Annotated in this window: 18 protein-coding genes; 11 read left to right on the top strand and 7 right to left on the bottom strand. The window is 45.0% G+C overall.

The genetic code is table 11. The annotated features are described in order from the left end of the window. The first annotated feature begins 60 nt into the window (after positions 1–60). From QTO06_RS10720 to QTO06_RS10695, 6 genes are all read left to right on the top strand, one after another. Positions 61–1725, top strand: a complete 1665-nt coding sequence (locus tag QTO06_RS10720) for a BCCT family transporter (RefSeq protein WP_331407958.1) — start codon at positions 61–63, stop codon at positions 1723–1725. 342 nt (positions 1726–2067) lie between these two features. Then, entirely contained in the window at positions 2068–2601 is a 534-nt protein-coding gene (ectA, locus tag QTO06_RS10715; protein WP_009704321.1) for a diaminobutyrate acetyltransferase, read from the top strand. Positions 2602–2636: 35 nt separating this feature from the next. Continuing rightward, positions 2637–3902: a diaminobutyrate--2-oxoglutarate transaminase gene (gene ectB / locus QTO06_RS10710; protein ID WP_331407957.1), complete on the top strand. Its 1266-nt coding sequence runs from the start codon at positions 2637–2639 to the stop codon at positions 3900–3902. Positions 3903–3915: 13 nt separating this feature from the next. Then, a complete protein-coding gene (locus QTO06_RS10705; protein ID WP_331407955.1) occupies positions 3916–4302 on the top strand; it encodes an ectoine synthase in 387 nt (128 codons plus the stop codon). 81 nt (positions 4303–4383) lie between these two features. Beyond that, positions 4384–5808 carry an aspartate kinase gene (locus tag QTO06_RS10700; protein ID WP_331407954.1) on the top strand — a complete coding sequence of 475 codons (1425 nt, stop codon included), beginning with the start codon at positions 4384–4386 and terminating at the stop codon, positions 5806–5808. Positions 5809–5868: 60 nt separating this feature from the next. Next, positions 5869–6018, top strand: coding sequence for a hypothetical protein (locus QTO06_RS10695; protein ID WP_331407953.1), 150 nt, complete (start codon positions 5869–5871; stop codon positions 6016–6018). 74 nt (positions 6019–6092) lie between these two features. Here the strand turns inward: QTO06_RS10695 and QTO06_RS10690 are convergent, their stop codons facing one another. Further along, positions 6093–7079 (bottom strand): cytochrome-c peroxidase, encoded by a 987-nt coding sequence (locus QTO06_RS10690; protein ID WP_331407951.1) that lies wholly within the window; start codon positions 7077–7079, stop codon positions 6093–6095. 327 nt (positions 7080–7406) lie between these two features. After that, positions 7407–7568 carry a hypothetical protein gene (locus tag QTO06_RS10685; protein WP_443088832.1) on the bottom strand — a complete coding sequence of 54 codons (162 nt, stop codon included), beginning with the start codon at positions 7566–7568 and terminating at the stop codon, positions 7407–7409. Between the two features lie 237 nt (positions 7569–7805). Between QTO06_RS10685 and QTO06_RS10680 the strand changes: the two genes are divergently transcribed. The 3 genes from QTO06_RS10680 (at position 7806) to QTO06_RS10670 (ending at position 13794) form a co-directional block, all read left to right on the top strand. Beyond that, positions 7806–9314, top strand: a complete 1509-nt coding sequence (locus QTO06_RS10680) for a DUF3360 domain-containing protein (RefSeq protein ID WP_331407950.1) — start codon at positions 7806–7808, stop codon at positions 9312–9314. A 382-nt stretch (positions 9315–9696) separates the two neighbouring features. Further along, positions 9697–11859, top strand: a complete 2163-nt coding sequence (locus QTO06_RS10675) for an ATP-dependent nuclease (RefSeq protein WP_331407948.1) — start codon at positions 9697–9699, stop codon at positions 11857–11859. 9 nt (positions 11860–11868) lie between these two features. After that, positions 11869–13794, top strand: coding sequence for a UvrD-helicase domain-containing protein (locus QTO06_RS10670; RefSeq protein WP_331407946.1), 1926 nt, complete (start codon positions 11869–11871; stop codon positions 13792–13794). A 207-nt stretch (positions 13795–14001) separates the two neighbouring features. On the opposite strand, the gene QTO06_RS10665 is transcribed toward QTO06_RS10670, so the two are convergent. From QTO06_RS10665 to QTO06_RS10645, 5 genes are all read right to left on the bottom strand, one after another. After that, complete coding sequence (locus QTO06_RS10665; RefSeq protein ID WP_009703302.1) at positions 14002–15153, bottom strand: ABC transporter permease; 1152 nt, start codon at positions 15151–15153, stop codon at positions 14002–14004. Further along, positions 15150–16337, bottom strand: a complete 1188-nt coding sequence (locus QTO06_RS10660) for an ABC transporter permease (RefSeq protein WP_331407944.1) — start codon at positions 16335–16337, stop codon at positions 15150–15152. Before QTO06_RS10660 ends, QTO06_RS10665 begins: the two co-directional genes overlap by 4 nt. An 18-nt stretch (positions 16338–16355) precedes the next feature. Beyond that, positions 16356–17336: an HlyD family secretion protein gene (locus QTO06_RS10655; protein ID WP_005446013.1), complete on the bottom strand. Its 981-nt coding sequence runs from the start codon at positions 17334–17336 to the stop codon at positions 16356–16358. 3 nt (positions 17337–17339) lie between these two features. Next, positions 17340–18755 (bottom strand): TolC family protein, encoded by a 1416-nt coding sequence (locus QTO06_RS10650; RefSeq protein WP_331407943.1) that lies wholly within the window; start codon positions 18753–18755, stop codon positions 17340–17342. Positions 18756–18905: 150 nt separating this feature from the next. Beyond that, positions 18906–19133, bottom strand: a complete 228-nt coding sequence (locus tag QTO06_RS10645; RefSeq protein WP_010648656.1) for a hypothetical protein — start codon at positions 19131–19133, stop codon at positions 18906–18908. A gap of 579 nt (positions 19134–19712) precedes the next feature. Between QTO06_RS10645 and QTO06_RS10640 the strand changes: the two genes are divergently transcribed. Further along, entirely contained in the window at positions 19713–21332 is a 1620-nt protein-coding gene (locus QTO06_RS10640; RefSeq protein ID WP_331407939.1) for a sensor histidine kinase, read from the top strand. Beyond that, positions 21329–22015 carry a response regulator gene (locus tag QTO06_RS10635; protein WP_233969434.1) on the top strand — a complete coding sequence of 229 codons (687 nt, stop codon included), beginning with the start codon at positions 21329–21331 and terminating at the stop codon, positions 22013–22015. The genes QTO06_RS10640 and QTO06_RS10635 overlap by 4 nt, the downstream gene beginning before the upstream one ends. The last annotated feature ends 353 nt before the right edge of the window (positions 22016–22368 follow it).

The following is a 22368-nucleotide window of genomic DNA, read 5'->3' as shown; positions in this document are numbered from 1 at the left end:
GCCATCACTCAAAGTCCTACACAGATTTTAATTTGGTCACGCATTTTAAGGAGATAAATCGTGAGCACCGACAACAATGGCGGTATCCAACGCCCCGACGGTAAAGTGAACCCGATCGATACTGATTACCAGATCGGTCAGGATAACGTCGCGCTAAAAGTAGGTCCTTTTGGACTTGATATTCACAACCGTGTGTTTGCTATTTCAGGTATGTCGATCATCCTGTTCGTAGTGTTAACACTGACATTCAGACAACAAGTTGAGCCGTTCTTCGCGGGTCTACGTGGTTGGCTTGTTTCTAACCTTGATTGGTTCTTCCTATCTGCGGGCAACGTGTTTGTCGTAGTGTGTTTGATCCTGATCGTAACACCACTTGGTCGCGTTCGTATCGGTGGTACAGAAGCAACTCCGGATTACACGTACGCAGGTTGGTTAGCGATGCTGTTCGCGGCTGGTATGGGTATCGGTCTGGTATTCTTTGGCGTATCTGAGCCTATGTCTCACTTCAGTGCTGCTCTTGGCGGTGTGAACGTTGAGAATGGTGTTCGTACTGACTGGGCTCCACTAGGTGCAGCAGAAGGTGATACATCCGCGGCGTCTGCACTTGGTATGGCAGCAACGATTTACCACTGGGCACTTCACCCTTGGTCAATCTACGCACTATTGGCACTTGGTTTGGCGATCTTCTCGTTCAACAAGGGCTTACCTCTAACGATGCGTTCTATTTTCTATCCTCTTTTTGGCGAGCGCGTTTGGGGTTGGACTGGTCACATCATTGATATCCTAGCGGTAGTCGCGACGGTATTCGGTCTTGCGACGTCTCTTGGTTACGGTGCATCACAAGCAGCAACAGGCCTAAACTTCCTGTTCGGTGTACCAATGACAGATACGACGCAAGTTGTGCTTATCGTGATCATCACAGCACTTGCTTTGATCTCGGTTGTTGCTGGTTTGGATAGCGGTGTAAAACGTCTGTCTGAAATCAACATGGGTTTAGCGGCGCTATTGCTTTTGTTCGTGATCGTCGTAGGTCCAACACTCGCAATCATGACTGGCTTCTTCGAGAACATCATGTCTTACCTAGCGAACGTTCCAGCGCTTTCAATGCCATTCGGCCGCGAAGACGTGAACTACTCTCAAGGTTGGACGGCGTTCTATTGGGCTTGGTGGATTTCATGGTCACCATTCGTAGGTATGTTTATCGCGCGTGTATCTCGTGGCCGTTCAGTTCGTGAATTCATCGTGTGTGTAATCCTGATCCCATCAACCGTGTGTGTATTATGGATGACGGCATTCGGTGGTACAGCGATCAGCCAATACGTGAACGATGGTTACCAAGCGGTATTTGACGCAGAGCTTCCACTTAAACTGTTCGCCATGCTAGATGTGATGCCACTGTCTCAAATCACCTCTATCGTAGGTATTATTCTGGTTGTGGTGTTCTTCATCACGTCAGCGGACTCTGGCTCTCTTGTAATCGATACGATTGCAGCGGGCGGTAAAGTAGATGCGCCAACACCTCAACGCGTGTTCTGGTGTACGTTCGAAGGCTTAGTTGCAATCGCGCTAATGCTTGGTGGTGGTCTCGCGGCTGCACAAGCGATGGCGGTAACAACCGGTCTGCCATTCACTATCGTATTGTTGGTTGCAACGGTATCTCTAGTGAAAGGTTTGATGGATGAGCCTCGCCCAACATCAAAATCAATGAAGAAAGCGAAAGCGTGATTTAAGCTTCCTCCATAACAACAAAAAACGGCATGCTTCGGCGTGCCGTTTTCTTATCTGAATTCTTCATCTTTAGCCATCAATCTACTGCAACTTTCTTCCTACTCGAAACAATTCCCCAGTGCGAAATTGACGATGTTTTGCTCATTTGGCTTCAATTTATTTTTTACCCTATAAATAAATTAGAGCTCAAACTATTTTTAAAGTCATGCCCATTTGGTATTAGTGCGACATAGATCAAATAAGTAGGGTTTTTAAGCGGCTTTGTTTGATTTCTATGCACAATCAGTGTGCATAATAAAAAGGAAATTTAATTAGTGTACGAAGGATATGTATCTACACATGATTACCTCAGCCCCTTGGGTTATGTATCCAGAGATTGGAGAAGACCCAAGCAAAAAATGGATTTTTCGTGAACCTGTCGTGTCTGATGGCGATGATATTTATGGTTTGATCGCAGATTGTCCGCCGCTCGATATGAACTCTTCATATTGTAATTTTCTTCAATCTAGTCATTTCAGCAAAACTTGTATTTTGGTCGAGCACAAAGGTGAGATTGCAGGGTTTGTTTCTGGCTATCAAAAGCCGGATGAGCCTAACGTGCTGTTCATTTGGCAAGTTGCGGTTGCCCCTCGTTTCAGAGGAAACGGCTTGGCGTCTCAAATGCTTGAACGCTTACTAAAGCGAGAAGGGCTAGAAGACATCAACGCAATCGAAACCACAATCACTAAATCCAATGATGCATCTTGGGCGTTATTTAAAAAGCTCGATGCTCAACATGGAAACGCTGGCGAAGTGACGACTTTCTTGGATGAAAAGGATCATTTCAAAGGCAAGCACGATACCGAGTATCTGTATCGTATTCCCCTCAAGTAATCCCCACAAAATAGGAATCAAATAACGGTCTTATCATGGATATTTTCAAAAAGCAGGAATCCAACGTACGTTCATACTCGAACAGTTTTCCAGTCGTCTTTCGTAAAGCAAAAGGTACCTGGTTAGAAACAGAACAAGGCGAACGCTACCTCGATTTCCTTGCTGGAGCGGGATCTCTAAATTACGGTCATAACAATCCAGTACTTAAGCAAGCGCTCCTTGAGTACATTGAAATGGATGGCATTACACACGGCTTGGACATGCATTCAGAAGCCAAAGCCGCTTTTCTTGAAGCACTGAATCAATACATTCTTGAACCAAGAGGGTTGGATTACAAAGTTCAGTTCACAGGCCCAACCGGAACCAATGCCGTAGAAGCTGCAATCAAGTTGGCAAAAAAAGTGAAGGGACGCAGCAGTATCGTTGCCTTCACAAACGGTTTCCATGGTTGTACGGCAGGCGCACTTGCAGCAACGGGTAATCAACACCATCGCCAAGGGGCGGGTTCTAGTTTAAACAACGTTACTCGTATTCCTTTCGAAGGTTACGCAGATATTGATGGCCTCAAATTGTTTGAAACCATGTTGTCAGATAACTCGGCAGGCATGGACAAACCGGCTGCAGTTTTATTAGAAACGGTACAAGGCGAAGGTGGCCTCAACGTAGCGTCGAACCAATGGTTGCAGCGCCTCAGTAAGCTTTGCAAAGCTCACGATATTTTATTAATTGTTGATGACATCCAAGCTGGCTGTGGTCGAACAGGCACATTCTTTAGTTTTGAGCCATCGGGCATTAAGCCAGATATGGTAACGCTGTCGAAATCCATCGGTGGTTATGGTCTGCCAATGGCGATTGTTTTGCTAAAACCTGAGTTGGACAAATGGAAACCAGGCGAGCACAACGGCACATTCCGTGGCAACAATCATGCGTTTGTGACAGCAGCGAAAGCAATCGAAACATATTGGTCAAATGACCATTTTGAAGCGCATATCAAACGTTGTTCGAGCATGGTTGATGAAGTCATTCAGCGATCGGTAAAACGATTCCCAGAGATGTTTGTACAACGTAAAGGTCGCGGGATGATGATTGGTATTGAATGTAAGAACGGTGAAATCTCTGGTGATATTGCAAAAGCGTGTTTTGAGAACGGAATGGTGATTGAAACCGCAGGACCAAATGATGAGGTGGTGAAGTTCTTTTGCCCATTGACCATTTCTGAAGCCGAACTTACCCAAGGGCTTAATATCTTCGAGGGCTCGGTTGAAGCCATCGCAAGCAAACTTTTCAAACAAGCATCATAGCAAGGAAAGAAATATGATCGTTAGAACTCTCGATGAGTGTCGCAATAGCGAAAGACGAGTTGTGTCTGATAACTGGGAAAGTGTCCGTATGTTATTGAAAGACGACAACATGGGCTTTTCATTCCATATCACGACGATATACGAAGGAACCGAAACACACATTCATTATCAGAACCATTTGGAATCTGTATTTTGCATGAGTGGAGAAGGGGAAATTGAAGTCGTTGGCGGTGAAACTTACCCAATCAAACCGGGTACGTTATACATTCTAGATAAACATGACGAACATTACTTACGCGCCTATAAAAACAAAGAAATGGTCATGGCGTGTGTGTTTAATCCCTCAATCACGGGTGCGGAAGTTCACGACGAAAATGGCGTTTATCCGCTGGTGGACTAGCCCACTGATGTTTTAGAGGGGTGATGTTTCACCCCTTTTTCTTATCCATTCTTTTAAATTACCAATCATTAAGGCCCCCTCATGACATTTACCGTAGAAAAAATCGGCGGTACATCTATGACAGCATTCGATGCTGTACTCGACAACATTCTCCTTCGCCCACAAAACCCATATAACCGTATTTTTGTTGTTTCTGCTTATGGCGGAATGACAGATGCTCTATTGGAATGTAAAAAGACCAGTAAGCCCGGTGTCTATCAGCTTATCGCTAAACGAGATGAAGCTTGGCAAGACGCACTAGCGTATGTTGAAAGCCGTATGCTGCTGACAAACGAACATATTTTTGCCGATCCCATGAATCGTATGCGCGCGGACAAGTTCATTCGTTCTCGTATTTCAGAAGCAAAAATATGCGTAACCAATATCCTAGAAACTTGCCAATACGGGCAGTTTTCTCTGCGCCAATACTTACCGCAAATTCGTGAGTTTCTTTCATCCATTGGCGAAGCTCACAGTGCTTATAACACCGCCTTAAAGCTAAAGAACATGGGTATTAACTCGACCTTTGTTGACCTATCCGGTTGGGATAACCAACAGCCTCGCAGTTTAGATGAGACGATACGTGAAGCGTTTGAAGAGATAGATGTGACTCAAGAGCTACCAATCGTGACGGGTTATGCGTATTGCAAAGAAGGGCTGATGCACACTTATGATCGTGGTTACAGCGAAATGACCTTTAGCCGAATTGCTGCAACAACCAAAGCCGATTTGGCGATAATTCATAAGGAGTACCATTTAAGCTCTGCCGACCCAAGGGTTGTTGGTGTTGAGTGTGTCAATCCAATTGGAACGACCAATTATGATGTGGCCGATCAGTTAGCGAATCTGGGTATGGAAGCGATTCACCCAAATGCGGCGGCAGGACTGCGCGAAAGTGGGATTGAATTACAGGTCAAAAATACGTTTGAACCAGAACATAAAGGAACACTGATCTCTGCTGATTACCGCCCAGAAAGCGACCGCATTGAAATCATTGCCGGTAAGCAGAAGGTATTTGCGCTTCACCTATTTGATCAAACTATGGTTGGAAAGGTAGACAACGTTAGCTACGAGTTGATGGAGATAATCGCTGATGCTCGCGTCAATCTCATAGGGAAGGAAATGAACGCAAATTCGATCACCTATTACCTAGGTGGCAGTGTAGATAGCTTAAACAAGGTGCGTTACAAAGTAGAGAAACGCTACCCACAAGCTTCAATTAATGGACGCATGGTAGCGCTCATCTCTGCAATCGGTTCTCAAATCGATACTAATAAGACGTTAGCTAAAGGCGTTTTTGCACTGATGAATCGCGACGTGACACCCATTGCTCTCCACTCATCAATGAGAAACGTTAACGTGCAGTTTGTTGTGAGTGACGACGAGTATAAAGAAGCGATTTGCGCGCTACATAAAGAGTTCTTTGAACAAGGCAGCGATACAAGTAAGTCGGCGAATGTTGCTTGAAGTTGATTGACGATAGTTCATTGTTAGACAACGGTTAGCTGCTAATAGAAAAGAAGGGGCGTGGTTTATCGTCCCTTTTCATGGGATCAGATCGATTTTGGAAAGGCAGATACGAAGCTCGAGATCATTGCTGAATCGGCTCACACGCCAATGCTAGAGCAACCAGAACGATTTGTGGAAGTGATGAGCCAATTAGTCGCAGCGAGCTAATTCACACCTATGTATATAGGCAAACCAAAGCAAAGGAGCCAAAGCCGGCTCCTTTGTGTTTATGTGCGACCGAGTTAGATATTTGGACGTGCCGTCTCGTTAGTTGACGGTGGTAGATGAGGTAGCGTCACTTCTGGTTGCTCACCCGTTAATGAGCGTAAGAACTCAGTGATTTTGACCGACTCTTCTTTCGTCAATTTTTGACCAAGCTGAAGATCAGCCATCATGGCGACTGCTTCTTCTAGATCCCAAACCGAACCGTCATGGAAGTACGGGTAGGTGAGTTCGATGTTGCGCAGTGTCGGTACTTTAAAGACAAACTTATCGAAATCATTACCCGTGATCGCCTTACGCCCAACATCTGGGTTATCCGTTGCAAACGGCTTCACTAAGCCCATCTTTTGGTACATTTGACCACCGGCGAGAGGGCCGCTGTGACACGCTGTACAACCTTTCGCTTTGAACAAGTTGTAGCCTTCGACCTGCGCTGTTGTTAGTGCGTTATCGTCGCCCTTCAACCAAAGATCGAACGGTGCGTTTGGTGTACGTAAGGTTTGCTCAAAGGTCGCAATTGCATCAGTCACGTTATCAATGGTGATCGTCTCACTGCCGTAGGCTTGTTTAAACCACTCGCGGTATTGAGGAATCGACTTGAGCGTGTCGATCGCAAGCTGGTGGCTAAAGGCCATCTCAAGTGGGTTTTCAATAGGGCCAGCTGCTTGTTCTTGCAAATCTTTTGCGCGTCCATTCCAGAACTGAACAAAGTTCAAATCCGAGTTAAACACCGTTGGTGAATTGATAGGGCCAATTGCCCATTTATGACCAATGGAGCTAGGTAGGTTATCGACGCCACCTTTTGCGATGTTATGGCAAGAGTTACAAGAAATGGTGTTGGAGGCGGATAAACGAGGTTCAAACCACAACGTTTTACCCAGTTCTACTTTCTTCGCATCAAGTCCAGCAACTGGTTCGATTACCTTGATGGGCTCTGTTGATTGGCGCTCTGCATAGGCACCGAAAGATAGGACTGACAAGACGCTCACTGCTATAAGAGTTTTCATAATAACTTCCTTTTTAAGTGATTTATTCACTCTCACTAGGGCGGCGTACTTCGTGTTGGTACGCTCTGAAAGCCACGGTATAGCAATCGTTTTATTCGATAAAATGCAAAAAATCGATGGTTTTTATGGCAAAAAACGATGTTAAAAACGCCCAAACTTTGCACGATTTGATTTTGCTAGCTTCCCAAGCAGTTGGTCACCTTTCATTTACAAATATGTAAAGAATATAAACGAATGGTTCGTTGACTTAGGTCAATTATGCAATTGGATTCTACAAACCTCTCAGTGTGATGGTGTTAACAATATTTCCCTTTGCGAGATATGGTGTTACTGAAACGCATCAGTCTTTTGTCTTAAGAACTCAATCAGTGTTCGTACTCGTAACGGCATCACGGCTTTCTCTTGGTACACCGTATAAATCGGGATCTCTAAATCGTGCACATCGGGTAGGATACGAACAAGATCTCCCCGTGCTAATTCTTCCTTCATCACAAAGCTCATACCGTTAGCCCGAACCCTACGACTAATGTCTAACCAACTGAGACTATTTGTATTTTTTCGTTTGGTATAAGGTACTAGCAGCTGAATTTTAAGAGTTCATAAAGATCAGTCATCGAGTTCTTGTAGCAGAGAATTTATAGACAACGACTCGCTTAATCTTCGTTTAGTGAGTAGACAACGTTGGTTGGAATAACACACCTTAGAGTGTGAACGAAAGGAATCACAATGAGCAGCACTTTAGAGTCCGTACATATTGGAACAGATAAGCCTAAAGCCAGTGAGGATGAACTCACTTATGAACAACAACATAAACCAAGCTCGGAGTTTGAGTCCCGAGAACAATATTTAGAGCACGAGCTGCAAATCATGGCGCCTAAACGTTGGCGTCCCAATTTGCCGTTTAAAGATTATCGCTTCGAGGTAGAAGACACCATCCCAGCGATGGCCGCGACCATTGGTAAAGTTGTTATGGTGGGAGCCATCGCAGCAACCTTTGCCGGAGCGCTAGGGCTGAATGAAGGCTTTATTTTAGAAAATGTTCGTTATGAACTGCTCATCGCCTCTGTTTTCATAATTCTTTTTTCAGGCTTTCTACTGCCGACCGCAAACCTCGCGGGTACACACGGCCCACTGATCCCATTAATCCCTATCGTCGTTGCTGCTGGTGGGCACCCTATGGCCTTTGGTCTGCTGATTGGCGCCTTTGGCATACTGTTAGCCATCAGTAAAGGTGGCAGTATGCTGGCAAATCTCACCAGTAAAGGCGTGTGTGGCGGTTTGTTACTCTACCTAGGCTTTGTTGGAACCGTCTCTCAAGTGAAAAAGCTGTTCGCTTGGGCAGAGGGAATAGGGATGAATCACATCGCTTTCGTCGTGATCTTTTGCACCATTATTTTATATGCATTACTGGAACACTTTCGTAAGCGTTGGCTAGCCGTCCCTCTTAGTTGCTTACTAGGCGGTACTTTAGCTTTTGCTATGGGCGCTCCGTTTTCTTTTCAAACCGAGCCCGGCTTACCCAATATGAACCCGATGTATTGGTGGGGGGAAGATACGGGCTGGATGCTAGGGTTACCGACGATTGAACATTTCATGGTCGTACTGCCTTTCGCTATTTTAGCCGTAGCCATGTGGTCGCCAGATTTTTTAGGGCATCAAGTGTTTCAAAAAATCAGCTATCCAGAACGTACAGAAAAAGTACATATGAACATCGACGATACGATGACTACCGCTTCAATTCGTCAGACGTTCGGCTCTTTGCTCGGTGGTACTAACTTTACGTCTTCGTGGGGAACTTACATCGTTCCGGCGGCTATCGCTAAACGTCCTATTCCTGCCGGCGCGTTACTAACGGCGCTGTTCTGTATCATCGCTGCCGTTTGGGGCTACCCAATGGACTTAGCGATCTGGCAACCTGTACTTTGTGTTGCGCTCATTGTTGGGGTATTTGTTCCTTTGCTAGAAGCAGGAATGGAAATGACGCGTGAAGGGAAAACCACGCAATCGGCGGCAATAGTTGTATTTTCTTCAGCGCTCGTTAACCCTGCGTTTGGCTGGTCTCTCACCATGTTGCTAGATAATTTAGGCTTAGTCGGCTGTAAAGAGCGTAGTGGGGAACTGAGTAAAATGAGCCGTTGGGTGTTGCCTGGCATTATGTTTGTTGTGTTAACGAGCGTAATGGCATTGGTTGGTCTACTACCAGGGATACCAGCGATTATTCCAAGTTTTCGTTAGGTAAGCTCATAGTACGATTTATAGTTTGAAGACCCTTTTTCAAACCTGATAGAAACGGTTTAGTTCTGTGGAGCTAAATCGTTTTTTGTCCTTTCCTTGTTAGAGTAAAGGGTATTTCACATTTTGTTAATTGAACCTTGCCTTATCAATATTAATGAAACGATAGACTATTACTCAATCAGTTTTGCAGTGGTTCATTCTCATTATGCGCTGAGCCGTCACACAGTTTGCTGATATACGTTGAGTTGCTTACTTAAGGCGAGCAGAATAGGAGGAAGAAACAACGATATGTTGTAAATTATTGCTCTCATTGACGTTTATCCGTTCAGAATTACAGGACTATGTTTTTGAAAGCCCCTTTTCTGTTTTTAGGTTTTGTTATATGAAAATCACCTCTTTCGCTTTGAAAAACTACCGAAGACTAGCCGATGTCAACTTGGTGCTCGATGATAAAACAACTGTCCTTGTCGGAGCTAATAATAGTGGAAAAACGTCCTGTATAGGGGCGCTACACACCTTCCTGAAAAGCCCAGATAATCTAAAATTTCGAGATATATCGAAGCGTAATTGGAAGGAAATCCAAAAGCTAGGCAAACAAATCGAACAAGAATTCCCTACTAGCGAGAAAATGCAGGAACTATCGGATGTTCTTATTAGTCTACTGCCGAGTTTAGACATAGAGATTACTGCGGAAGTGAATGAGGCATACAAGGTTCGTGACATCCTGCCAGATCTGGAATGGCGCGGTGGGGCGTTATTTGTTCGCATAACTTACGAAGCAACCGATATTTCTAAACTGTGTCGTGAGTTTGTTGATATGAGAGGCGTTGTATCCAACTATACAGGTAAAGTAAGTTTGTGGCCCAAAGATCTATGTGATTTCTTGGAGAAAGGTCGTAACCTCAGTAAATTCATTAAGCAAAAGCATTACATTTTGAGTAAAGGAGTCGAGCCTACTTCGAAAGAGGTTGTGCAGCCCCTAAAATCTGACGCTTTGAAAAAGTTAATCAGAGTCGATGTTCAATCTGAGCAACGCGGCTCTGGTGATGAAGATAAAACGGAGCCAAAAGGACCATATTCGGAAAAGCAGCGGCTCAATAAGCTACTTCGAGGATATTACGATCGTATCTTGAACCCCGAAGATTTTCCTGAGCCAGAAGACCTTGAGGTCTTGGGACACCAGCAAAAACTAGAAGAGGGGTTTACCAGTAGGTTGAACGAGCAGTTCAATGCACCATTCGAAGAACTGAAGAGCATGGGATATCCCGGTATCGGCGGCAATCCGACTGTTGAAATTGCTGCGAAAATTAGCGGCACGGATGCTTTGCAAAAATCCTCATCGGTCCGATATCGTTTTGATACAAATGAAGAAGAGTTTCTTCCCGAAAGCTACTTAGGCCTTGGCTACCAAAATCTTATATATCTGACCTTTAGGCTTCTAGAGTTTCGTGATAAATGGATGCGCGTAGGAAAGTCGGCTTTATCTGAGGATAAAGTCGAGGATCAGATAGAACCAATCCATTTAGTTTTACTCGAAGAGCCGGAAGTTAATCTTCATGCTCAGGTTCAGCGCGTGTTTGTATCGAAAGCTTATGATACTTTGCGGAACCACCCCGATTTGCGCGACAAGGCAACCAAAAAAGATAAGTCTGAATACCAGACACAGCTCGTGATTAGTACCCACTCTAGTCATATTATCAACGATATTGATTTCAAAGATTTACGTTACTTCCGACGAAATGATGCGAATAAGTCCATCAAAATGGATCATACATCAATTGCAAACATGTCAGAGCTTTTTGCGAAGGCAAAAGATGAGCTGTTATTTGTTAGAAAACACTTGAAGCTCACTCATTGTGACATCTTCTTTGCCGATGGCGTTATTTTTGTTGAAGGCCAAGCAGAGAGCCTTCTTGTGCCTGAATTTATTTCCAAGAGCTTCCCGAAGTTGTCGAGTCGGTACATCTCTATGCTTGAGGTGAACGGTGCGCACACGCACAAGTACAGAAATTTAGTCGAGAAGCTTGGAGTTGCAACTCTAGTGCTGACAGATCTTGACTCTGTCAATAATGAAGGGAAGTCTTGTTTCCCGCAACAGAAGTCAGTTCAAAAAACTAATAATGATACCTTGAAGAAATGGCATCCAAAGAAAGAAGCGCTAGATGACTTGGTGGCCTTACCTCAAGCGGAGCATTCAACAACAAGTGGAGATGCACCTCTTTATGTTGCCTATCAAAAACCAACACAGATTTCTGGGGAAAAGATTTTATCCCGAACTTTTGAAGATGCGTTGATTTTGGCGAATTTCGAGGATGATTATTTCCAGAACATTAAAAAGCTCAAAGATGCGAAAACTAGTTTTGAAAACGGCACGGAACCGTTGTCGAAGTCACTTTTTGACTATGTGCAAGGTTTAAAGAAGGGTGACTTTGCCTTCAATTGCCTCTTTCATCTTGCGGATAATGAGGCGAATAGCTTCAATCCCCCAGAATATATGAGCGATGGTCTTACGTGGTTGCAAGATCAACTGTCACCAAAAGCGTAGGGGGAAATTATGTCAGAGCAATTTTACTTGGCTGGAACCAAACCTATCGATCATGATAATAAAGTTGATGAAGGTATCCGTGAGTGTCTGAGTATTGGTTCGGGAAAAAGCTTCATCACCTTCGCAGGGGCGGGGTCAGGCAAAACCTACTCCCTGAAAAAGGCTCTAGAATTCCTGAAAGCTCAATATTCTGATGACTTTATTCTTAAGGGAAAGCAAATTGCTGTTGTGACCTTTACGAACAACGCTGCCGATGAAATAAAAGATCGGATTGAACAAAGCCCAATCTTTGCGGTTTCGACGATTCATAGTTTTTGCTGGTCCGCTATTGCTGGTTTCAATGAGGATATTCGCAAGTGGTACTTGGAAAAAATCCCCACTGATTTAAAAGATCTTGAAGAAAAAGAACGGAAAGGTCGAGCAGGCAAGGCCTCTGATGCTCGAAAAAGAGATATCATCCGCTTGACTAAAAAAATGGAATGGCTAGCAGAACCAAGATCTTTTATTTACGACCCAAATGGAGTTAACTCCTCCCCGAATTCGCTGTCGCATGCAGATGTCTTAAAAATTTTCTCAACTTTTTTGATTAATAAGCAGATGATGGCCGAAGTAATAGTAAATAAGTTCCCTTTTATATTTCTCGACGAAAGTCAGGATACCAACAAAGATGTAGTCAGTGCATTTTTTGAGCTGCAAGATACCAAATCGGATAAAGTTGTCATCGGCTTGTTTGGAGATACGATGCAGCGCATCTTTGGTGGGGGTGAACCCGAACTAGGCAACACAAAGCCAAGCGATTGGATCACTTTCAATAAGGAAATGAACCATCGTTCAGCTCGACGTATCGTTGGGCTAGGCAATCAAATACGTAATGCAGGTGATGAACGGAAACAGTATGCCCGAGAAGGAGCTGCAGAAGGTTACGTACGATATTTCTTATTACAGCAAGGTGTTTCGGATAAAGATGACATCGAATTGAAAATTCGTGAGACTATGGCGGAAGTTACGGGCGACGCTGACTGGATAGATATTCAATCAAAAGAAACAGCTATCTTACTTCTGGAACATAAGATGGCTGGTCGTCGGCTTGGTTTTGATGCTCTTTGGGACAAGCTTTCAAAATCAGGCAAAATTAAAGATCGGATTTCTGAAGGTGAAAATACAGAGCTGAATTTTTTTGCTGGCATTGTTTTTCCTATTGCTGAGGCGAGTTTGAAGAAAAACCGAGCTGAATTGATGTCTATCTTAAGGGAAACGAAGTCGCCGCTTCTGGAAGCCAGTGTGCTTGATGCTCACAAGGATGATCCGCTAGCTCTTGCCCGAGCAGCAGAACATGCGTTTAGATGTGTGGTTTCAAATGATAAGGTTAGCTTTCGTGAAGTTCTAGAAGTGCTTGCTGAGCATAATCTCCTAAGAATTCCAGCGAAATTGCAGTCTTTTGTAGCTACCACTGAAGAACGCGTGGTTGAATCAAAGCTAGATCAAGCGAAAGTCATACTGGAGTTTGAACCGGAACCTGAAGAGTGGGATGACAGCGAGATTTCTGCTTGGGCTGAAGCCTTAGAGACTGATTTCTTTCAAATTCGGAACTATAAAGAATACATTGAGGAGAACTCAATCTTTCGCACCCATCAAGGCGTGAAGGGAAACGAATTCGATCGTGTTATGGTTATCATGGATGATGATGAAGCCGGCGGGTTCTTATTTTCCTACGAGCAGTATTTTGGCGTAAAGGAACTTTCTCAAAGTAGTAAGAAAAAGCAGGATGCGGGTGAAGAAACTGGTTTGGAGCGCACTCGACGGCTGTTCTATGTTACATCTACACGAGCGAAGAGTAGCCTTGCCCATGTGATATACACTTCCGATGTAAACAGACTAAAGACAAATCTTATTGAAAGAAAATTTGCTCGAGAATGTGAGATTATTGAGCTTTAAGGAAATAAGTCTCGCGAATGGGAGCCAATTGTTTCTAGGGTTTTAACTTACTTTTACTAATCTTATATTGGCGAGCTACCACAAATAACTTAGCTCGCTTCTGTCCAAAAACGAGCCAGTAACTGTTCTGTTCAACTGAGTCACTAGAACATCGACACAAACAAAAAGGGGCTACGTGAGCCCCTTTCTTAATTGGATGAAAAGCCGTTAACCTAAGCTTTCTGTTACTACTGGTTTGGTGTTGCGTTTGGCAATCCAGTAAGCAACGCCACCCCAAAGTACTGTAAGCACCCAAAGTGCGGTCCAGTGTTTAGCGACTTGTTGCCACGTTGCGCCCATTTGGTTGAGTGCTAAAAAGCCTTTGATTGCCCACGTGCTCGGGCTCAAATCAGCAAACCAAAGCAGCGGGGCAGGAATCGACTCAACCGGCCAAATAAAGCCTGCTAAGAAGATTAATGGCATTGAGCTAACCAGCACGACCAATGTCACCAACTCGCGTCTTGGTAACAAGTAACCGAGCCATAAACCTAATCCACAACAGCCGAGCAAGAACGGCAACAGCAAGGTCAACAATTCACCGGCATTGGCAACATGATTGACGTTCAAGCGTTCAAAACTGAAGCCAAAATAGTAGGCGCTGAGCAAGTAGTAGATAGCAACGAAGACCAAGGTTCTGGCCAGCAACAGAGCGCCTGTTGGCACTTGTGACCAATACCCACGACCATGGCGCTGAGTACCGGTTTGCAACCCGACTGCCATGATCAACGTTTGTTGAAGGATCAATACAAACACCGCTGGCACCACGTATTCGATGTAGCCCATGGTTGGGTTGAAGGTTGGTTTCATGTTGAGTTTGATTGCAGAGTAGTCATGGCTCGCCATGCTCAGTGGCACACCATCGATTACCATCTTGCTTACTTTAACTTGAGCGCCAAGCGTACCACCAGCTTGTGCTAAACCTTCGACGACTGTGCCGTACACCAAGAAGTAAGAAGCGTCGGCGGCATAAGCCAGAGTAGGGCTGCTGCCAAGCATCAAGTCTTTGTAGAAGTGTTCTGGAATCACCAAGAAGCCAGTTATCTCTCGGTTTAAGAATGCTTGTTTCGCATCGGCAATAGTATGTAAACGTGTCACTACCTTAACCTGAGGCGTGGCATCGACCATGCGCTCTAAGGTTAGACTGGTTTGGCTTCCATCGAGATTCACAATCGCTATTGGCTGTTCCCTCGGTGTTTGTTGTGCGTATGGAAGTGGGTATAAGAAGGAGTAAAATACCACGCCACCAAAGACCGTCAGTACCACGACAGGGTTGGTCATCACTGAGCGAAGTTCTGTTTTAATCAGTTGCCACAGTGTCATACAACCTCCTGTTTGCTATCTGTTGAAGATGCGCTGTTTAGCAAAGCTGTGTTGCGATGTTTTGCTAATAAAGCTGCCGTCATCAGTAGCGGGATAATGTACCCAACCATCGGCCAGAGTGAGCCGATAGATTGTGCCGCACTTGCGCCGTAGCTTGCTTGGTCCACTTGAACTTCGATGTAATGCGTAATTGGCAGCAATCCTCTCCATGCATGGGCAAGAGCATTCATGTCTGAAACGGGGAAAGTAATACCCATAAACGCGAAGCTAGGCGCGGTAAATGCGCCAGCAAAGCTCATCGCGCGAGCTGGGTCCATCGATAGGAAGAAGAACAAGGCTCCCATGATGATGCATGCGATAGTCGTTACGAACTGCGCTAATAGCATCACCAGATAACTGCCTTCCATCGGCCAATCAAGCACCATGTAGAACCAGACTAAGAACAGCGCGCCTTGTGCCATAAAGACAGGAATGTACTGGCTTAGAATTTTGCTTAGTCGAGTGAAAGGGCGCTCGCCTAAGAAAGCAAAACTATTGTTGCCGTTACCATAAAGGCGAAAATGCGCCGCGAGGATCAAAATGGTGCTGACTACGACACAGATCTGCCAGATCGCCGGAACAATCGCTGTCACCAAAAACTGAGCGTAGTTGGTATTGCGGTTAAATAGAGCCGTAATCTGAGTCGAAATCGGCACTGCTTGACCAACGGCAGTAAGCGTTGTGGTATTCCCCTTTGCTAAGTTACCCATGGTTTCTAGCTGCGCATCAAAATACCCTTGAGACTGCGCGACTGCCGAGTTGATCAACTTGGCAACCAAAATGTATTGGCTGTTAAAGAAGACAGATAGCTGTGGTTGTCGATGCAAAAGAATGTCTTGGTCAAATTGAGGGGGAATCACAGCATAAGCGTAGATATCACCCTCGATCATCGCGTTCTTCGCTTCTGTCGAACTGCTGTAGTGGAAATCAACAGAAAGAGTGGAAGAGGCATCAAGAGATTGAATCATCTTGCGTGACAACTGCGAGTGCTGCAAATCAACCACACCGATAGGGAGATCTCTTGCAATACCTGCAGAGAAAACACCCCAAATAGTGACGGCCAATAAGATCGGCACCCATGTCAGGCAAGATAATAACCACTTATCGCGCCGCAGGATTTGTCGTTGTGAGATTTGAATCGTCATAATCTTAAGCCAACGCGATTACAGCTCAACCACAACACTCATGCCCATGCGTAGCTCAGGCTCTGGTTGGGTAGGGCGAGCTTCCACTTCGAATGTGCGAAGATCAAAACCTTTCGATGCGTCTGTCGCGCGCCATGTAGCGAAATCGCCCATTACGGCAACATGGGTGACTTTAAACTCAACGTCTTTATCCAATGCTGGTAGGTAAGCTTTAAAGGTCGTGCCTTTGGTGAAGTGTTTGAGCAAATCTTCGCGTACGTTCAGTGTTGCCCAAGAATCTTGGGTATCAATAACCGTCACAACCGGGAAGCCTTGAGGTGCAAGTTCGCCGCTTTGCAGTAAAACTTGAGAGACTTCACCATCAAACCAGCTGTAGATTTGCGTGTCTTTGGCATACGCTTCTACTTCCGCTACTGCGCCAGCCGCCATGCGTGCTTTTTCTGCTGCTGCGACTTTGGTTTCGCTACGCGCGCCTTCTTTCGCCATGTTGTACATTTGGAACGCTGCGCTTTCGGTGTATTTAGATGCTTGCCATTGCGTCATGGCTTCGTCGCGTTTTTGCTCCGCAACTACGCCATCTTTATAAAGGTTGTTTACACGTTGGTAGGTCTTTTCCATCAAATCTGCAGCCGCTTTCGCTTTCAACCATTGGTCTTTTGCGGCTTGAATTTGTTGCTCACGTGCACCTTTTTCTGCTTCTAGGGCCAATGCGCCAGCGGCTTTTTCACCTGCCTTGGCTTGTTCCAATTTTGCTTCTATTTCTGGGCTGTGAAGGGTAAAGATCAACTGACCTTTCTCGACATCATCGCCTTTGCGCACCATGACTTCATCAATACGACCAGGAACTTTAGAAGAGATGCTGTATTGCTGCGCTTCAATCAACCCCTGTAAACGTGCCGGTTCTGGTTGATATGCTTGGTAGAACTGGTAGCCAACCCAAGAAGCGACACCCAAAGCACAAAGTGATAGTAGAGCGGGTTTTAGAGATTTTGCTGCCATGACTTATTTTGCCTCTTTGGATGCTGATGTTGGAACGTAAGCAGTATGTTGGTATTGAGCGAAGCTGTTCATTTCGCTGCTCAGTGCTAATAGTTTGGTTAAAGAAATCAGATAACGGAAACGTGCCGCTGATTGCTGTGTTTCTACGCTGGCGACATACAGTTGCGCGTCAACGACATCCAAAGAGGATGATAAGCCCTGAGTGAATGCTTTTTCGCGCAAGCGTAGGTTCTCGTCCGCAAGGGCGATACTAGATTCTAGACCTTGCACTTCATCAATGGCTTGTTGTGCTTCTAGGTAGGTCTTTTGTACCAGAAGCGACAAGTCTTGTTTCGCTTGTGATTTTAGCGCATCGACTTGCGTGACCATGCTTTGCGCCGCTTTTACTTTTTCGCTACGGCCAGTGGATTCGATAAGCGGGATGTTTACGCCCACACCCACTAACCAATCCGGTTTCATTTGGCTGGCAAGAGAGTCGTCTTCATACAGGCTGTAATCACCGTATAGGTAAACTTCTGGGTAGTATTTGCCTTTTTCAGCTTTGATTAGACTTGATGCTTGTTTGTGTTTGGCATCCAACAAATCTAAGCCCGGGTAGGTCAGCAGTGTTTGATCAACAAACGCATTCAACGGCGGCAGGTTATTGTTGATAAACAGCGTTTCTGAAGGTTCTACAGAATCGTTTTGCGCTAAGATCTTGCCAAGAGCCGCTTGCGCGATACTCAGGTCACTGGCAGCTTTGCGTGTTTCGACTTTGGCTTTGTCTAGTGAAGCTTCCGCTTGAAGGCGCTCAACACGGGCGATTTGACCTTGCTCCTCCATCTTAATCGCAAAGTCGCGGTGTTTGGTTAAGCCTTTCTCTACCGCTTGGCGGGTTGCCAATACTTCTTTTGCTAGGACAACGGAGAAGTAGTATTTGGAGAGGTCTTCAAAGCGAGCTTGCTGCTCCATTGCGAGTTGGCTTTTTGCCTCGTCCGTTTTACCTTCTGCAGCGGTTTGAGCTGCATTGATGCGACCGCCAGTAAAGATTGGCCAAATAGCACGAATAGAAGAGGAGAAGATGTCACGCTCAGTGATCGTCGATGTAGTATTCGCAAGCGCACTAAAAATAGGTTGGAAAACAGGTGGCACGCTAATGTGTTGCCCAGTGCTATCGAGAATCTGCTGTCCGGACAAGGTGACGTCCGTATCTAAACGCGTGTAGTTCGCGCCGATGCTTACTTGCGGTAAGTTGAGGTTATCTGTCGCGCTTTGTTGGTATTCATAACTTTCTACATTGGCACGTTGCGCTTTAAGGGAATAGTTGTTTTCTAACAACAATTTCCATGCATCATCGAATGTGATGGGAGCCGAGTGACAGGCAAGAGAAATCGAGCTGCTGAGAAGGCCCAAAATCCAGAACTTTCCGGTTTGTTTCATAGTGGCTACTTTGCTTTAGAGTATTAGCTCTAATATAAAGTATTCATTAGAAAGTGTTAAGTGATTGGACAAAAGAATTGTTGGAGAAATGTTGCGCCCAATTAAGTGGGGCTTAGTTGGGCGCAGCGTTATTACGTGTTTTCTACTGTTTCACTTCATGGAAGGGCAGTGAAATTCTGCTCTCCACTCAAGCTGACGAGAACCTCGCATTGTATTCAGCAAGTCTTTGCCACTCATCTGTGGGAATGACAGCAGCACCTTAAGATCAGCGGAGCTAGCATCACTCTTTTCATAAGCTCTGACGTGTGTAAACGTTGAATACATATTCTCTGACAGCATGGCCTTATTCAGGCAAATTCCAAATGTATCGCGTTCCATGTTTTGGTGTTCCTTCTAACTATAAAAGCACCTCTGTTTATAGTTATTGCAGTGCAGATGGTGTCTAAGTGTTTGTCCTACGGTCAGTATTTGTATTTTTATCAATGTATCTTCAAATTTTCTGACGCAAGTGTTGAGCGTTAAATAGACTTCCAGTTGGCTGCTTTCTTTGTCCGAAACTCTAGTAGGCTTCTTGACTAAAAATTATACGACGGAAAGTCTAAAAACGCCTCAAAAACCGCTAAATTTGGTGTGATCGCGTTCAAGATTTAGATGGCAATTTATGTATGATGTTGAATAAATAACAACATTATTTCGTTAGCATTATGATTGAATTTTGATATTCACGGCGGCTATAAATGCGCTAAATGAGCCATGAGTGACAAAGCTAAGTGTTGGAACGGGGCTGTTCGAACTGAAGAAAGCACGGCGCGCCTATAAATTAACCGTAAACCGTTCAGAACGTTTCGTCTGTTCACAGATTTGTCATTTGATTAGAGCGAGCATGTTAACTCAGTGTTAACTTAGGAAAGTGTGCCACAGTGACGTGGAAAACTGGCGAAGATAAAGGAAATATCAATGAGTTGGAGTCGGATCAGCTTTCGTAAGCGCATGCTTATTATTATGACGCTATCGGGTTTGATTGAACTTCTTATTCTTGTGGCTGCTGGCTTTACTTACCTTAAGTTCGATCAAGAACAAGAGATGGGTGAGAAAGCACTGGGTGTAGCTCGTTTCTTATCGACATCCCACATCGTCATCGAGATGATCGAATCTCAAAATCCAGAGCCATACCAACAGCGATTTCGTGAAATGACCGATGCGTTAGGTGCTGCGTTTATTGTGATTGGCGATAAAAATGGCGTGCGTCTGATTCACCCCGTCGACGAACGTATTGGTAAGCCGATGAAAGGCGGTGATAACCAAAGAGCGCTGGTGGAAGGGAAGTCCTATATTTCTACTGCTCAAGGTTCTCTAGGCTATTCCGTTCGTGGTAAAGCGGCGATTTTTGACCAGCAAGGCAACATTATTGGGGTGGTTTCTGTCGGTTATCTCTTGGAGCGTCTGCAAGATCGAATCGAGCCGTTTCTGGCCTTTCTGATTGTAATGGCACTGGTTGTGGTTGCAGCCAATGCCGTGGTTTCTAACTATGCGTCACGTAAGTTCCAACGAGCGATCATGGGCTTTGAGCCGGAAGAGATTGGTCGCTTATACGGTGAATTGGATGTGACTATGAGCACCATTAAAGAAGGGGTGCTCAGTGTTGATGCGCAAGGTGTATTACGCTCGATCAACCGTAGCGCATGCCAAATTCTAGGTATTAACCGAGAAGCTGCGCTCAACAAACCGTTGACCGATACGCTTCGAGATAGCGATTTGTATACGGTGTTGGAAACCGGGCAAGAAGATCACGACATCGAAATATTCCTTAATCATAAGCGCCTTATTGCGAACCGTTCGCCGATCTTTGTGGATGGCAAAATTGTCGGTGCGGTATCGAGCTTTCGTCTGCGCGATGAAATCAATGAGCTGACCGAGCAACTTTCACAAACCAAAGAGTATGCCGATTTACTTCGCTCTCAGACTCATGAACACAGAAACAAGCTCAATACTATCAGTGGCTTGGTTCAAATGGGTGAGCTAGAGGCGGTGCAGCAGCTGATTGGACAAGAAACCGCGCATTACCAAGCGATGATTGAGTTCTTGCGGGACACCATTAAAGACCCGCTTATTGCTGGCATGCTTTTGGGCAAAACAGAGCGTGCACGGGAGCTCGGTTTACAGCTGATGGTAGAAGAAGGCAGCCGCTTAGAACCGCTACCGGAATGGCTAAACGCTGAAGATTTGGTAACCATTCTTGGCAACCTTGTCGATAACGCATTTGACGCAACTTTGTCTGCTATTCGTGAGGAATCGGCCTTTGCATTTGAGCGACGCGGCATTGATGTGTCCATCAGTGACTATGGCAACGAAGTGATTTTAGAGGTGGTCGACCAAGGGTGTGGGCTACCAGAAAGTATTGAGCCTCAAGAGCTCATGAAAAAGGGCATCTCAACCAAGTCTCGCCAAGGCCGAGGCGTCGGATTACATCTTGTGAGCCAACTGGCGACGCGTTATCACGGTTATGTTGAGATGCTACCAAATACAGAACATGGAACGAGAATTACCGTGTATTTGCCTAAGGAAGAACAAGTATGAATACGGCAACGCGAGTCATGATCATTGAGGATGACATTGCCATTGCAGAGCTTCACCATAAATACCTAAGCCAACTCCCTGGTTTAGAAGTAGTGGGCATTGCCACAACCCGCATGGAAGCGGAAATGCAGCTTGAAGTGCTTAAGCCGGACTTGCTGCTAATGGACGTGTATTTACCTGATGGAACGGGATTAGAAATCCTCAATACGCTACGTACGAATAATCAAACCTGTGATGTGATTTTGATTACTGCCGCTCGAGATGTGGATACGCTACAACAAGCGATGCGGGGTGGGGTGGTCGATTACTTGCTCAAACCGGTGATGTTCCCTCGGTTAGAAGCAGCATTGCAGAAATACATTTCTCAGCGCCAACAATTGGATGTGGCAGAAAGCTTGGACCAGAATCTGGTGGATAAGATGCTGCAATCGAGTGTTTCAGCAGAGAACTCTCCGCAGCGATTACCCAAGGGCATTGATGGTGTGACACTGGATAAGATTCGCGCTTTGTTTGGTGGGGAAATGATGTTTACCGCTGACGAAGCGGGGGAAAAGATTGGTGCTAGCCGCACGACTGCGAGACGCTATTTGGAATACCTGATTAGTTCAGGTGAACTGGAAGCCGACTTAAACTATGGAACAGTAGGGCGACCTGAGCGTTGTTACAAAAAAGTGACACGGTAACATGTGTTGTTTGTAAAAGCAGCGAATATTAATTGTGTAAATGGGTGATTAGGCGGTGGCGATTATTCAGCCACCGTTTTGTTTTCTAGCACATACTGCTCATTCTTTATCTTCAAACCGATAGAAAGCTCGGTTCAGCCTTCTCAAGTTTCACTCTCAGCAATATAGCGATTGAACGGTAAACTCCACGTAACGCACACTACTTATGTAATGGATTGCAAGTTTGAACAACTATTCTCCAATTTAGAGTTTTTGCTTAAATTTTATAACTTTCAATCTAATGATGATTACTTGTTAATATTCAGTGCTTTACTGTCATTTGTGTAAATTATTTAAACGTTTGCACCAGCAAG

It is taken from the genome of Vibrio sp. M260121 (genome assembly GCF_036533715.1).
Classification (GTDB): domain Bacteria; phylum Pseudomonadota; class Gammaproteobacteria; order Enterobacterales; family Vibrionaceae; genus Vibrio.
The sequence above is the reverse complement of the archived record's forward strand: the minus strand, read 5'-3'. Positions and strand labels throughout refer to the sequence as shown.